Source organism: Candidatus Poriferisodalis sp. (assembly GCF_965237655.1).
Classification (GTDB): Bacteria; Actinomycetota; Acidimicrobiia; order Acidimicrobiales; family Poriferisodalaceae; genus Poriferisodalis.
On the sequence record NZ_CBDEGB010000002.1, the window covers coordinates 1,263,899 to 1,277,543 of the forward strand.

Annotated in this window: 11 protein-coding genes; 7 read left to right on the forward strand and 4 right to left on the reverse strand. The window is 65.9% G+C overall.

The genetic code is table 11. The features are described from left to right. The first annotated feature begins 80 nt into the window (after positions 1-80). The 4 genes from ACPXYO_RS13925 (at position 81) to ACPXYO_RS13940 (ending at position 3,792) form a co-directional block, all read left to right on the forward strand. A complete protein-coding gene (locus tag ACPXYO_RS13925) occupies positions 81-629 on the forward strand; it encodes a thioesterase family protein (protein ID WP_423921607.1) in 549 nt (182 codons plus the stop codon). Between the two features lie 78 nt (positions 630-707). After that, a complete protein-coding gene (locus ACPXYO_RS13930; protein ID WP_423921610.1) occupies positions 708-1,460 on the forward strand; it encodes a dihydropteroate synthase in 753 nt (250 codons plus the stop codon). Between the two features lie 135 nt (positions 1,461-1,595). After that, positions 1,596-3,131: an HNH endonuclease gene (locus tag ACPXYO_RS13935; protein WP_423921612.1), complete on the forward strand. Its 1,536-nt coding sequence runs from the start codon at positions 1,596-1,598 to the stop codon at positions 3,129-3,131. A 70-nt stretch (positions 3,132-3,201) separates the two neighbouring features. Continuing rightward, positions 3,202-3,792 (forward strand): hypothetical protein, encoded by a 591-nt coding sequence (locus ACPXYO_RS13940; protein WP_423921615.1) that lies wholly within the window; start codon positions 3,202-3,204, stop codon positions 3,790-3,792. 38 nt (positions 3,793-3,830) lie between these two features. On the opposite strand, the gene ACPXYO_RS13945 is transcribed toward ACPXYO_RS13940, so the two are convergent. Continuing rightward, entirely contained in the window at positions 3,831-6,194 is a 2,364-nt protein-coding gene (locus tag ACPXYO_RS13945) for a molybdopterin-dependent oxidoreductase (RefSeq protein ID WP_423921617.1), read from the reverse strand. 189 nt (positions 6,195-6,383) lie between these two features. Here ACPXYO_RS13945 and ACPXYO_RS13950 point away from each other — a divergent pair, with 189 nt between their 5' ends. After that, the gene (locus ACPXYO_RS13950) at positions 6,384-6,578 is read left to right on the forward strand and encodes a ferredoxin (RefSeq protein ID WP_423921620.1); all 195 of its coding nucleotides are present in this window, start codon (positions 6,384-6,386) and stop codon (positions 6,576-6,578) included. Positions 6,579-6,644: 66 nt separating this feature from the next. Here ACPXYO_RS13950 and ACPXYO_RS13955 read toward each other — a convergent pair whose 3' ends face one another. Together ACPXYO_RS13955 and ACPXYO_RS13960 are read right to left on the reverse strand one after the other, a co-directional pair. Next, a complete protein-coding gene (locus ACPXYO_RS13955; RefSeq protein ID WP_423921623.1) occupies positions 6,645-7,532 on the reverse strand; it encodes a 3-keto-5-aminohexanoate cleavage protein in 888 nt (295 codons plus the stop codon). Between the two features lie 62 nt (positions 7,533-7,594). Further along, positions 7,595-10,033: a xanthine dehydrogenase family protein molybdopterin-binding subunit gene (locus tag ACPXYO_RS13960; protein ID WP_423921626.1), complete on the reverse strand. Its 2,439-nt coding sequence runs from the start codon at positions 10,031-10,033 to the stop codon at positions 7,595-7,597. A 65-nt stretch (positions 10,034-10,098) separates the two neighbouring features. Between ACPXYO_RS13960 and ACPXYO_RS13965 the strand changes: the two genes are divergently transcribed. After that, positions 10,099-10,908, forward strand: a complete 810-nt coding sequence (locus ACPXYO_RS13965) for a methyltransferase domain-containing protein (RefSeq protein ID WP_423921629.1) — start codon at positions 10,099-10,101, stop codon at positions 10,906-10,908. Between the two features lie 31 nt (positions 10,909-10,939). On the opposite strand, the gene ACPXYO_RS13970 is transcribed toward ACPXYO_RS13965, so the two are convergent. Further along, positions 10,940-11,851, reverse strand: a complete 912-nt coding sequence (locus ACPXYO_RS13970) for a PfkB family carbohydrate kinase (RefSeq protein ID WP_423921632.1) — start codon at positions 11,849-11,851, stop codon at positions 10,940-10,942. Between the two features lie 87 nt (positions 11,852-11,938). Here ACPXYO_RS13970 and ACPXYO_RS13975 point away from each other — a divergent pair, with 87 nt between their 5' ends. Next, positions 11,939-13,537 (forward strand): AMP-binding protein, encoded by a 1,599-nt coding sequence (locus ACPXYO_RS13975; protein ID WP_423921635.1) that lies wholly within the window; start codon positions 11,939-11,941, stop codon positions 13,535-13,537. Positions 13,538-13,645 lie beyond the last annotated feature (108 nt).

Sequence of the window (13,645 nt, forward strand, 5' to 3'; positions counted from 1 at the left end):
GTCGGTCGACTTCGGGGCGCCATGAGACCAATGAGGCTGAACCGAACCGCGCGCCAGCCGACGGCGAGAAGGAGTCAAGCGTGAGCAACGGTGCGAAGAACCCCCAGCCGACCGACCCGATTCCCGCAGCGCCGGTTGACGTGATGAGCGGAACCGTGGTGCGCGAGTGGATCGACTACAACGGTCACCTCAATGCCGGCTACTACCTGGTGGCCTTCGATGACGCCATTGCGCCCTGGATGGACTTCATCGGCCTCGGAACGGCGCATCGGGCAGTGCGGGACATCACCACGTTCTCGGCGCAGAACCACATCGCATACGTGCGTGAGATTGGCCTCGACGAGCCATACGTGATCTCCGTCCAGCTGTTGGGCTTTGACCGCAAGCGCGTGCATGCGTTCCAGGTGATGACCCAGACGCGAGATGACTACGTGGCGGCCATCTGCGAGGTCATGTCGCTGAACATCGACGGGCCGACGCGCCGTGTGGCACCGATGGCCGACGAGCCGTTCGAGCGGCTCAGCGAGATCTGGTCGGTGCACCAGGAGCTGCCAGTACCGCCGCAGGTCGGCCGCTCGATTGCCATCCCGCCCTCGGCTGAGGGCTTCCGGCATCCAGACCTCGTCTGACGCTTCGACACGGTCAGCTCGACCGGGTGCCGAACCGGTCCCCGGCCGCAGTCGGCATGCCCTGACTATGTTGCGGCCGTGGAGATCTTCGGCGTGGTCAACGCCTCTCCCGACTCGAAGGCCGAGTTCTCGGTCGTGCGCAGCTTCGATGAGGCTGCGACACGCGGTGCTGAGCTGCTGGCTGAGGGCGCCGACTTTTTCGATCTCGGCGGTGAGGGTTCTACACCTGGCAGCGACGAGATCAGTGCTGGGGTCGAGTGGCAGCGGATTGAGGGACCGCTGCTAGGGCTGCTCGCCCTCGGCGCCGACGTGGCGATCGACACCCGCAAGCCCGCAGTCGCTCGTCGGGCGCTTGATGCGGGTGCCGCCGTGCTGAATGCCGGCGACGCGCTGCAGCAATCCGAGATGGTTGAGCTTGCGGCCGACCGAGAGGTGGCTGTGGTGCTCCCGTTCATGCTGGGGCGGGATTTTCGCAGCGTTCGCGACGTGAGCGGCGACCCGGTCGCCGTGATGGCGGAGTGGTTCGAGCACCACATTGAGCGCCTGAGGCGCGCTGGCATCGGACAGCGACTGCTGCTCGACTGCGGCGTCGGCTTCGGGCCGCATGACATGGACTGGCCCGAGCGGGCCGTGTACCAGCGAGCGATCTACAGCGGTCTCGGGGAGTTACGCCGATTCGACCTGCCGCTGTACGTGCCGGTGCCGTGGTTGCAGTCTCGGGACCGGCTCGAGCTGCTCGACCTCGCACTGTCCCAGAATCCCGAGTACGTGCGCGCCCACCGTCCGGCTCAGGTACGCGAGCACTTCGCAGCGATCACCGGGGCGAAATAGACGCTGCCGCTGACCCTCCAATCGTGAGTGTCACACGGTGATGCTTGGATGTGCAGCGAACGAATATGCGTAAATGCATACGTTCGTTTGTGTGTGTTGATATACTGTAGAAGAGCATTGAAAGGAGTGAAAACAATGGATGATTATCGAGACAGTGGACAGTTCGATGCGGAGCGGTCATCATGCCCGGGGCAAGGTTTCCCCCACGCGGATGCGGCCGGGCGGCCGGGCGTGATTCCGTTCGAGTCACCAGCCGATCTCGATAATTCGGGCGGGGTTGGTGGGCCTGCCGGCTTGTTGGTCGAGGCAGCGGAGACGATTTGCTCAGCCGAGGCCTCCGGGTTGTCCCGTGACGATCTCGAACAGGGCATTCGAGCACTCACCCGTGTGCGTTCAGCGGTAGACGCCTGCGAGGCGCGGTTTGCTGCCGAGATCAACCGGCTGGACGACTTCGGCGACCGCTCCGAGGCGGTGCTTCGGCGGCTGTCTGGCTGTTCGGCAGCGACGGCGAAGCGTGCGGCAGGGCGCGCTGCGGCGTTGGCGGAGATGCCAAATGTCGAGGCGGCGTTGAGTGAGGGGCACATCACTGGGGAGCATGCGGATGTGCTCACGAATGCAGCCGGTCTCGCTGGCACCGATGCGGTCAACGACGCTTCACGGCTGCTGGAGGTTGCATCCTCGACGAACGTGGAGCGCACCCGCCGGGCCGCCAATGACTGGGTACGCGAGCTTCGCAAGGGGCTCACGCCCGACGAGGAATATCGCCGCCAGCGTGCTCTTCGGGGGCTGAGCATCACCCAGACCGCGGAAGGTCTCATCAAGGCCACTGCCCTGATGGATCCTGCGACCGGTGCAGCGTTCAAGGCGATCATCGAAGATGTCGCTCAGCGCTTTGCCGAGGCCGACCGTCACGATGCCCGCCCTGATGCTCCCGAGCCGCGTACCTACACCCAATGCCGCGCCGACGCGCTCTCAGCGTTGGTCGGCACCGACAATCGCCGTGCCGCCCGGCGTTGGTACGCCGAGGTCGACCTCCGCGATGCCGCCTCGATCGCCGAACGGAATGGCTGGACGCCGCCGGCACCGCTGCCACCCCTGGCACCCGATCACCTCACTGGGTTGACGGCTGGCTCTGGAACGGTCGCTTTGGTCGAATCCGAGCCGCTGCCCATTGCGAATGGGGCGGTTCCCAAGGCCACGTCGCAGCTGTCTTGCGATGCTTCACTGCGACGTCGCAATCAACTGGTGATCGTCGCGGACACACGCGCCGTGCTCGGCGACAAGTGGGCCGACTGCGAGATCCCCGGCACCGGTCCCATTCCCACCCACGTTCTTGAGCGTCTGGCCTGCGGCGCCGACATCTTCGGTCTCGTCTTCGACGGACGTGGGCAGCCGCTCTGGCACGGACGCAGAGTCCGCACCGTCACCGACCCCCAGTGGCGTGCGCTGCTCGCCCGAGATCGCCACTGTGTGATCTGCGCAGCCGCACCCACATGGTGCGAAGCCCATCACATCATTCCCTGGCAGGCCCCAGCTCGAGGCCGCACAGACATCGACAATCTCGCACTTCTGTGTTCCCGCTGTCACCACCAACTGCACGACAGCGGCGGCCAGCTACAGCGAACATCGCCCACCAGCTTCACGGTCGCCTTCGGTCGCCAGAGGGAATAATCGAGACCTTCATGGTTAGACCACATGGGTCGTGATCGACGATTCCTCTCATTGTCGTGAAGTCATCTGCATGCTGAGATGGGATGACGCCGATCCTCAGCAGTGGCAAGTCGAGTATCAGGTCGACAACGGCCGAGTTGATGAAGCTCTTCTGGGCTCCCTCGGCAAGCCTTTGGTTTTCATCGAGGCCAAGAAGCAGGGCAATCTCAGCGTCAAGGCAGAGGACTTCCTGCGCAAGTACGCGGCTGAACCTACCGGGCCCAGGCCTTCAGAACCGAAGCTTCCCAAGCCGAACTCGGGGTCGGGCAACCTGCGCGGCTTTCGCATTCGCGGCACTATTCGGCCGGCTCAGAACGGATGGGAGACACTGACCTCGCTTGCATCGGTGCTGGAGCAACTCAAGCCGGGATTCCTTAGCGAACTAGCAGCGCATGGATCGCCGAAACGGAAATGGCCTCGTGCCGCGCGGCACGATGATCCTCGGCTGCAAGCGGAGTCTGGCAAACCGAACTACCGCCCGGTCGACGGACACACTGAGTGGTTGCTCTTGGTTCATGGGTCAACGGCAGCCAAGCTCGGATGGATGCGGCAAATGACCGAGATAGCTGGACTCGGATGGGGGAACGACGTCGAAGCGATCTTGGACAGCTCCGACGCGTAGAGCCACTCGGGTGGCGTGACGTCGACTATTGCGGTCGTTCAGCCGGCGACGGGTTCGAGGTTGACGTGGACGTGCTTGTGGTGCGGGGTCAGCGACAGCCAGTCGCGGTCTTCGATGTCGGTGAGCTCGTTCACCGCCACGCCGTGAATCTTGTGCTCGCCGGTCTCATCGGGGTATTCGGTGCCGAAGCCATGGGGGAGCGTGACATGCCCGGACATCACGGTGTCGGTGACCTCGGCGGGAGCTTCGGCCTCGCCACGCTTGGAGACGATCCGGATGCGGTCCCCGTCCACGACGCCGAGTGCGGTGGCGTCGTCGGGGTTGATCCGCAGCGAGCCGGCCTTGTCCTTCTTGCGCCACTCTGGATCGCGGATCACGTCGTTGGCGTTCGACGAACGGCGCTCGCCGGCTGAGAGCACGAACGGGAACCGGTCGCCGCCGCGGGCAGGCTCCTCGTCGGCCAGTGACCGGTACTCGTCGGCGAGCTCCTCGATGAAGAGATGGATCTTGCCGTCAGGATGCGCGATGCGGTCCCACGTCTGGGAGTACTCGCTGACGCTGTAGATCATCCCGGAGGGCGAGTTGACCAGCTTGTCGAACAGATTGTTTGCCAGTTCGAGACCATCGCCGGAGATTCCCGCAGCCCTCACTTCGTCGGGATAGCGCATCGAGGCTTGCATGGCTGCACCGAACATGATCGCGGCTGGTGCCATGTTGCCCAGTGTCGGCCCCAGGGCGTCGTACAGCACCACTGGCAGCTTCGCGCCGACATCGGGATCGGCTGCTGACGCCTCGCCGAGCGCGGCGATGAATAATTCGCGGCCTTGCTGCGCAGCATCAGCGAGATCGGTGGTGGCGTTCGGCTTGCCGCCCATGGCCGCCACAAGCCGGCTGTGAATCTCGGCCTCGGGCAGCGAGTCGCCCAACGGTTCCAAGATGGGGTGGCGCACCTGGAAATAGTTCGCAGGCATCTCGCCGGCAAAGAATGTGGCCTCTGGCTTCTCGTACTGCGAGGCGGCCGGCAGCACGTAGTCGGCGGCGCGGGCCGTTTCGGTCATAGCCACGTCGATGACCACGAGGCACTCCAGCTTGGCGAAGGCCTCCCGGAATCGCTTCGAGTCCGGCAGCGTGTGGAGCGGGTTGGCCGACTCGACGATGATTGCCCGGAACCGGTTCGGGTGGTCGGTGTCGATGGCGTCGGGAATGGCGGCGCAGGCCATGAGGCCCGACAGCATCGGGCTGCCGGTGACAGGATCGACTTCGCCCTCGCCCGAGTGGCCGCACAACGGTGCGAGGCGCAGCGGAAGGTTCATACCGCCGGGCTTCGCGAAGTTGCCGGTCACCAGGTAGAGCAGGCGTTGCAGCCAGCTGTTCAGCGTCGAATGGGGTGCCATCTCGATGCCGAGGTCTTCCTCGGTGGACAGCGAATGGGCATTGCCCATCGTGCGGGCTGCGGCACGCAGTTCCGACTCGTCGATGCCGCACTTGCGAGCGCAGTCGGCAATGTCGGTGCTCAAGATCAGGTCTCGCAGCTCGTCCCAGCCGGTGCAGTGCTCTGCCAGGAACTTCTCGTCGGTAAGGCCCTCGCTGACCATGATCGCCAGCAGTGCCGCCAATGCCCACGCATCGGTGCCGGGGCGTGCCCGCAGGTGGTGATCGGCCATCGCAGCCGTCTCTGAGACCCGCGGATCCATCACGATGAGCTTGCGGACGTCGTCGTTGCGGATCTTGTTCAGCTCGTTACGCGACTCGGGGAAACCGTGGCTCTGCCAGGGGTTCTTGCCGATGAACACAGCGCAGTCGGTGTGCTCGAAGTCGCCCATGGCGCCGAGGTTCTGCTTGCCGAACATCTTGCCCTGTGCCCAGAACATGCCGGTTTTTTCTTGAGCGAGCGCATTCGAGCGGTACTTCACGCCCAGGGTCCCCAGCACGCCGCGGGCATAGGCACCGGGAAAGTGGTTGCCCTGCCCGCCGCCGCCGTAGTAGAGGATCTTGTCGCCGCCGACCGAGTCGCGGATGCCGGTGAGCCGCTCGGCCACCTCGGCGATGGCGACGTCCCACGAGACCTCCTCGAACGTCCCGTCGTCCCGCCGGCGCAGCGGAGTGGTGAGACGATCGCGGCCGTTCTGGTAGTAGTCGATGCGCAGGGCCTTCTCGCACGTATAGCCCTTCGAAGCGGGGTGTTCCTTGTCGCCTCGCACGCGTGTGATCTTGCGGCCGTCGAGACGAACCTCGATGCCGCAATTGTTCGAGCACAGGATGCAAGCGGTCTTGTGCCAGACCTTGGTGGGGTCCTCTGCGCCGTTGGACTTTGGTTCGGGGGCGGTCGCTGTCGAGGCTGGAGCATCCTTGCCGGCGCGGCTGGCGCGAAGCGCTGCAAGACGGGCTTGGGCATCGGACATGGCATCCCCTCAAGGTGCGGAGGCGTGGACATCGCAAGGCTACGGGACCGTTATTGCCGTTGCCGGAACCGACTCGCGCGCCCACCGCAAGCGGGACGTGGCTGGCGGCCCGCTAACTTCGGACCTGCTGGGTTGACGCAACCGGCCTCATTGACAGCTGGCCTCAGAGGCTCGCAGGGAGGATTGCTCGTGCGGATCAGCGTGGATGACGACAAGTGTCAGGGCCACAACCGCTGCTACTCGCTGGCGCCGGAACTGTTCGACGTGGACGACTACGGCTATGCCACCGCAGCTGGTGATGGCGAAGTACCTGCAGGCCTGGAAGACAAGGCCCGACTGGCCGCTGCGAACTGCCCCGAGTACGCCGTCATCATTGAGGAATAGCGCCCCCGAATTGCCGCTGGCGGCTTGACGCCGACCGCTGGCGGAGCGGGGCCAGGCCAGCGTCAGTCAGTGGCGCTTCAGCTCGAGATTGTCGCGGGCCTCTTCGGGACCGATCACCCGGTAGTTCATCGCTTCGAGGATTTGCTTTGCCCGCGCGGTCAGGTCGGCGTTCGTGGCAAGCTGGCCGCGGTCGAGGTACAGGTTGTCTTCGAGGCCTACCCGCGCGTTGCCGCCGGCAACGGCCGCAAGCGCAACGTAGGGCAGCTGGTCGCGTCCCAACGCAAACGCCGAGAACGTCCAGTCATCCGGCACGTTGTTGACCATCGCCATGAACGTGTTCAGGTCCGGCGGGGCGCCCCACCGAATGCCCATGCACAGCTGCACCATGACCGGGGCCTCGATGACACCAGCCTCCACAAGCGACCTGGCCTCCCAGAGCTGACCCGTGTCAAAGGCCTCGATCTCGGGGCGCACGCCCAAGGCTTGGATCTGGCGGGCCATCTCCATGAGCGTGTCGTGGGTGTTGGTGGCCACGTAGTTGCCCTCGCCGAAGTTCATCGTTCCGCAGTCAAGCGTGCAGATCTCCGGCAGCAGCTCGCGCACGTGAGCCAGCCGCTCGGTGGCGCCCGCCATGTCAGATCGCAGCGGATCGGGAGGCAGCGGCTGCTCCACTGAGCCAATCACGAAGTCGCCACCCATGCCCGCCGTGAGGTTCAACACGACGTCGGTGCTCGATGCACGGACTCGCTCCACCACTTCGCGGTAGCAGTCCACGTCGCGCCCGGCGTCACCCGTTATGGGATCACGCACGTGGATGTGACAGATCGCAGCACCCGCCTGGGCGGCTTCGATGACGTTCTGGGCTATATCGGCCGGCTTGTACGGCACCTTGTCGGACTTGTCGACGGTGTCGGCGGCGCCAGTGACGGCGCACGTAATGAAGACGTCAGGCATGAGCAGCAGCCTTTCTGCGAGCGCATCGCAGCTTCGTTATTTCGCAGATTGTCGCACAGTGTTCAGATTCCTTCGGCCGCTGCGAGCCCTTCGGGATCGATCTCTTGGCCGGCTTCCATCGCGGCGAAGATCGCTGGAGGCTCCCGCCACGGATCTGCCGGGTTGCCCGCCCTGGCCGCGGCAATCGCGTCCCACACGCGCTGGGGGCTCATCGGCATGTCGATGTGTCGCACCCCGAAGTGCGCCACTGCGTCGATGACGGCGTTCTGCAGCGCCGGTGTAGATCCGATCGTGCTGGCCTCGCCGATGCCCTTGGCGCCCAGCGGGTTGAGCGGCGAGGGCGTCACCGTGTTGTGGACTTCGAAGCTCGGAAACTCCGCAGCGGACGGGAACAGGTAGGTCATGAGGGTGCCTGTCTGGGGGTTCCCATCGGTGTCGTAGATGACTTCCTCGTACAGCGTCTGCCCAGCGCCTTGGGCGATGCCACCGTGCTGCTGGCCCGCGAACAGAAGCGGATTGATGACGGTGCCCGCGTCGTCGACGGCGATGTGGCGCAGGTAGTGGACCTCGCCGGTGTCGGTGTCGACCTCCACGACGGCAATGTGAGCCCCGAAGGGGAAGCTGGCTTCTCCCTGGTCGAAATCGAGCTGTGCGGCGAGCCCCGGGTCGATGGGCTCGCCCCGCTCGGCCGCCGTGGTCTCGGCCGCGGTGGGTTCGCCCAGCAGGTCGTCGGGTGCGCTGTCCACCGCAACGGCGAGCGCTGCCCAGCCCACCGAGCGTGCCGGGACGCCCGCCACGCTGAAGGTGCCCTCCTCGGTGTCGAGCACGATGTCGTCGACGCTGGCCTCGAGCAGGTGTGCTGCCAGTCGCTGCGCCCGTTCGACGAGCACATCGGTGGCATTGGACACGGCCGAACCGCCGACCTGAACCGAACGCGATCCGCCGGTGCCGCCGCCGCGGGGCACCAAGTCGGTATCGGACTGGACGAACCCGATGCGCTCAAGGTCGATGCCGGTACGAGCGGAGACGATCTGGGCGAACGTCGTCTGGTGACCCTGGCCGTGGGAGCTGGTGCCGACGCGGATCGTGGCACCACCGTCGGGCTCGATGCGCACTGCGGCGAACTCGCTGGTCAGCCCGCCGGCTGTGATCTCCACGAAGCTGGCGATGCCGATGCCAAGCTGGCGCACGTCGCCGCGCTCACGACGCCGTGCCTGTTCGGCCCGCAACTCGTCGTAGCCGGCCAGCTCGACGGCACGCCGCAAGGGCAAGGCGTAGTCGCCGCTGTCGTAGGTGACCCCGGTGAGCGTGTCGAACGGGAAGGCGTCGGGCGAGATGAAGTTCCGCAGTCGGATCTCGATGGGATCGATGCCGGTCTCGATGGCGGCCTGATCGACGAGTCGCTCGAGCAGGGCGGCCGCTTCGGGCCGTCCGGCGCCCCGGTACGCGCCGGTCGGCGTCGTATTCGTTACTGCCGTCACGACGTCGAAGCGGATGGCCGGAAATGCGTAGGTGCCATTCGACATCCGCTTGGTGCCCGCTGGCAGCATCGTGCCGATGTTGGGGTAAGCGCCGGTGTCGCCCACCAGCCGGACCCGGAGCCCGGTGAAAGTGCCGTCGTCGCGCACGCCCAGCTCGGCGTACTGCACCTGAGCACGGCTGTGCGCCAGCGTGGTCATGTCCTCGCTGCGTCCCGGCGTCCAGGTGACCGGGCGGCCCAGCCGATCCGCCAGCGCTGCCACCACCGTGTGCTCGTGGTAGAGGCCGGCCTTGGCGCCGAAGCCGCCGCCGACATGGGGGGCGATGACGCGCAGCCGCGGCGGCTCCCATCCGAGCGCGCCGGCAAGCTGCATCTTGGTGAGGTGAGGCATCTGCGTCGCGCAGTACACAGTCATGCGACCGTCATCGCCCGGCACGGCGGCGCACGAGTTCGGCTCCAACGGAACCGCCGCCAGTTTCTGGTTCACGTAGCGGCCCCGGACAACGTGGGATGCCCCGTCGAGCGGATCGATGCCAGGCGGGTCGATGATCTCGGTGGCGACGTTGTTCGGCCGCTCGTCGAAGAGTGCCGGAGCGCCGGGAGCAAGCGCTGCCTCGGCGTCTGCGGCTGCGGGCAGCGGCTCGTAGTCGACCGCAACGAGCTCGGCTGCATCGGTGGCTTCGGCGAGGGACTCGGCCACGACGACGGCCACCGCTTCGCCCACGAAACGCACCTTGCCGGTCGCCAACGGGGGGCGGGCGAACTCGTCGGCAACCTTCACGAAGCCGTGGTGGGGGGCAACGCCCAGCTCCGCCTCGGTAAACACTGCAACGACCCCTGGTGCGGTTTCAGCCTCGCTGGCATCGATGTCGCCGATGTGCGCGTGTGCGACGGGGGAGCGGACCAATACCGCATGGCACATGCCGTTGGCGGTGTGGTCATAGACGTAGCGCCCGCCGATCGTGAGCAGCTCAGGGTCTTCGGTTCGTCGAACTTCGTTGCCCAGGATCGATCCAGCCATGGGCGGCGAGGCTAGCCACCACCTCGCAAGCCTGGCCGGGATCTCTAGCTCGTTACGCTGCCGCGGTGACCAGCGGCGACGTGTACACCCACGGCCACCAGCCCGCTGTCGTGGCCCAGCATGCACGGCGGACCGCGGAGGACTGCGCGGCGTTCGCACGCCACGTCATCCATGCAGACTCGCAGGTTCTGGACGTGGGCTGCGGTCCGGCCTCGATCACCGTCGGTCTTGCCCGCTGGGCAGCGCACGGTCACGTCACCGGCGTCGAGGTAGGCGAGGAGATTCTGGCTACTGCTGCCGAATCGGTCGCCGACGCCGGCATCGGCAATGTGACGCTGACCGAAGCGTCGGTGTACGAGCTGCCGTATGCCGATGGCACGTTCGATGTGGCCTATGCGCATCAGGTGATGCAGCACCTGTCGGACCCCGTCGCCGCGCTGTCGGAGATGGCGCGGATGGTGCACCCCGGCGGCTGGGTGGCAGTGCGCGACTCCGACTACTCCACGATGCGGGGCTACCCGTCCAGCACCGAGATCACACGCTGGCGGGAGGTGTACCGGCAAGTCTGCCGCCACAATGGGGCCGAGCCCGACGCCGGCCGTCATCTGTTTTCGTGGTTCCGTGCCGCAGGCTTGGCGAACGTGCAGATGTCGGCATCGGTGTGGCAGTTCTGGACCCCTGAGACCCGCCAGAACTGGGGCTACTCGTGGGCTGATCGCTGCCTGCACACCAGCTTCGCCCGCCAGGCCGTCGAATACGGCTATGCGACGTCAGACGAGATGGAACAGATCGCCGCCGGCTGGCGAAAGTGGGTGGACGATCCCGACGGCTACTTCCACTTCATTCACTGCGAGGCGCTGGCTCAGGTCAGCTGACCGAGTCTTTCTCCGCCACCTGCTCACGGAATCAGGCGTCGTGGGCGGGGTCCAGTTCCTGCGCGTAGGGCGGGTCGGCACCCGTGCGGGTGCACGTGATGGCGGCAGCTACGGCGGCACGTTCCGCCATAGTTCGCCATTGCCGCAATTCGACAGAGGCGAACGCGGTCCGGTCAACCCTGAGCAGGTTCCAGAGAGATGCAAGCACCGAGCCCACGAATGAATCGCCGGCGCCGACAGTGTCGACCACTTCGACGGGCAGCGCCGACAGGTCGAGCTCGCCTTCAGCCGTGTACACGGTGACGCCCTGGCGGCCGCGGGTGACGATCACCGTTGCGCTTCGACCGGCAAGCAGCTCTGCAGCGCAGTCATCAGTCGCACGACCGGGCCAGATCCACGCCAAGTCCTCGTCGGAGGCCCGGTAGAGGTCAGTCACATCCAGCCACCGTTGGTGAAAGTGATCCCAGCGGCCCCGGTCATCGATGATGGCGGGCCGGACATTGGGATCGAGCGAGACGAGGCCGTCGTGACGCTCGGCGAGCGAGGCAAGCACGTCAGCCGTGCGGCCGCGGAACATGCCCAGCGTGCCTCCGTGCAGGATGTGCAGGCCGGCGCCTAGCGCGGCCAAGTTCGCTGCTTCGAGCGCCGTGTCGGCTGTGCTGTCGCCTTCGAATTGGAATGACGGGGTTGGCGCAAGGTTGATGATCGCCCTCGCCGTCGGTTCGGGGCCGCGCTCGCAGCCACGCAGATCGACGCCGTTGTGCTGCAAGTGACTCCAGATGCGCTCGCCTGATGCATCGGTGGACACCCGGCCCACGAATGCACTCGGCGCCCCGAGGCGAGCGGCCGCGATCGCTGCGTTCATAGGCCCCCCGCCCGGCACGGAACGGGTGTCATCTCCGTCGAGGACATCAACCAGCGCCTCGCCACAGCACACGATCACTGAGCAGCCTCCATCGCAGCCTTCATCGCAGCAGTCTCGTTTGCGCAAGCAGTGAAGAGGCGCGGGCTAGCCGCGAGACTGTCCGCCATGCCTGGCGCCATTCCCGACAACTATCCCGATCTCGTCGACCGGGCAGCGGAACTGTTCGGCGAGTCCGAAGCAGTACGGGACGGCGACATGTCGCTGAGCTTCGCGGACATCAAGCGGCTGTCCGACGAATGTGCAGCGGCGCTGGTGGCCTCAGGACTGGAGCCGGGCGACACGGTGGGCATCTGGGCGCCGAACGCCTGGGAATGGGTGATCGCGTCCATGGGGACACTGCGTGCCGGCGGGGTGCTCGTGCCCGTGAACACCCGCTTCAAGGGACGCGAAGCCGCGTTCGTGCTGAGCAAGTCCAAGATCAAGGTGCTCTTCACCATGGCGGGATTTCTCGGCTACGACTACGTGAAGGATCTCAACGAGGCGGCCGACGGAGGTCACACGGTCCCCTCGTTGGCAGATGTCGTCGTGCTGCGCGGCGATGCACCGTCGGGCACGATCTCCTACGCGGAATTCGCGTCACGGGCCACACCAGACGCCGCAGACGAGGCGGCACGTCGATGCGCAGCGGCCTCGGGCGAGGACCTCGGATTGGTGATGTTCACCTCCGGAACCACCGGCCTGCCCAAAGGTGTGCTCGTGCACCATGCGCCGGTGCTGCGGAATTTCGCCCAGTACGCCGCCGAGCTCGGCATGCGCCAGGGCGACCGGATGCTGGTCGTGAACCCCTTCTTCCACGCGTTCGGCTTCTCCGCTGGCATCACGCCGTGCATCATGCACGGCGCAACGATCCACCCTCATCCCGTCTTCGATGTCGAATCGGTGCTGCAGCGCATCCAGGACGAGAAGATCACGATCCTGCCGGGGCCGCCCGCCATCTTTCAGTCGCTCATCAACTTTGCAGGCCTTGACGACTACGACACCTCGAGCCTGCGCTCGTCGCTGACCGGCGCCGCAGCCGTCCCCGTGGAGACGGTGGTGGCGATGCGTGAACGGCTCGGATTCGAGACGGTGCTCACGGGATACGGCATGACCGAGACCCACGGACTGGCGTCGATCTGCGCTTCGGACGATCCGCCGGAGCTGGTGGCGACCACGAGCGGGCGGGCACTCGGCGGCGTCGAGCTGCGCATCGTCGATGAAGAGGGTCAGGATCTGCCCATCGGGCAGCCGGGAGAGATCCTGGTGCGCGGGTACAACGTCATGCAGGGATACCTCGAAGATCCGGTCGCCACGGCTGAAGCAATCGACGAAGACGGCTGGCTGCACACCGGCGACATCTGCGTGATGGACGAGCAGGGCTATATCGACGTCACTGACCGCAAGAAGGACATGTTCATCAATGGCGGATTCAACGTGTATCCCGCCGAGATCGAGAAGGTGATGGCCGAGCACCCGCAGATCGGCCAGGTGGCGGTTGTCGGCGTGCCCGACGAACGCCTTGGCGAGGTCGGAGCGGCGTTCGTGGTGCCGTCACCCGCCGGTGTGCCAGAAGCAGATGCTCTGCGCGCTTGGTGTCGCGAGCAGATGGCCAACTACAGGGTCCCGCGGCACTATTGGATCGTGGATGCGCTGCCGCTGAATCCATCCAACAAGGTGCTCAAGAACGAGCTGCGGGAAGAAGCTGCCAACCGTCTCGGCACATAGCTCAACAGCAGCCGGGGCCCGTGCCTGGCGCAGCAGTATCTCGCGCCCGTTGCGCACGGCGGAGAAGCCCTCTGCTCCGGGGATCCAGCTGGTCCCAACCTCGCAGAG

Excerpts from the sequence above, each read along its gene's own strand:
- ACPXYO_RS13940 (WP_423921615.1), top strand. The coding sequence starts at position 3,202 with ATGCTGAGATGGGATGACGCCGATCCTCAGCAGTGGCAAGTCGAGTAT.
- ACPXYO_RS13955 (WP_423921623.1), bottom strand. The coding sequence starts at position 7,532 with ATGCCTGACGTCTTCATTACGTGCGCCGTCACTGGCGCCGCCGACACC.
- ACPXYO_RS13935 (WP_423921612.1), top strand. The coding sequence starts at position 1,596 with ATGGATGATTATCGAGACAGTGGACAGTTCGATGCGGAGCGGTCATCA.
- ACPXYO_RS13960 (WP_423921626.1), bottom strand. The coding sequence starts at position 10,033 with ATGGCTGGATCGATCCTGGGCAACGAAGTTCGACGAACCGAAGACCCT.
- ACPXYO_RS13975 (WP_423921635.1), top strand. The coding sequence starts at position 11,939 with ATGCCTGGCGCCATTCCCGACAACTATCCCGATCTCGTCGACCGGGCA.
- ACPXYO_RS13945 (WP_423921617.1), bottom strand. The coding sequence starts at position 6,194 with ATGTCCGATGCCCAAGCCCGTCTTGCAGCGCTTCGCGCCAGCCGCGCC.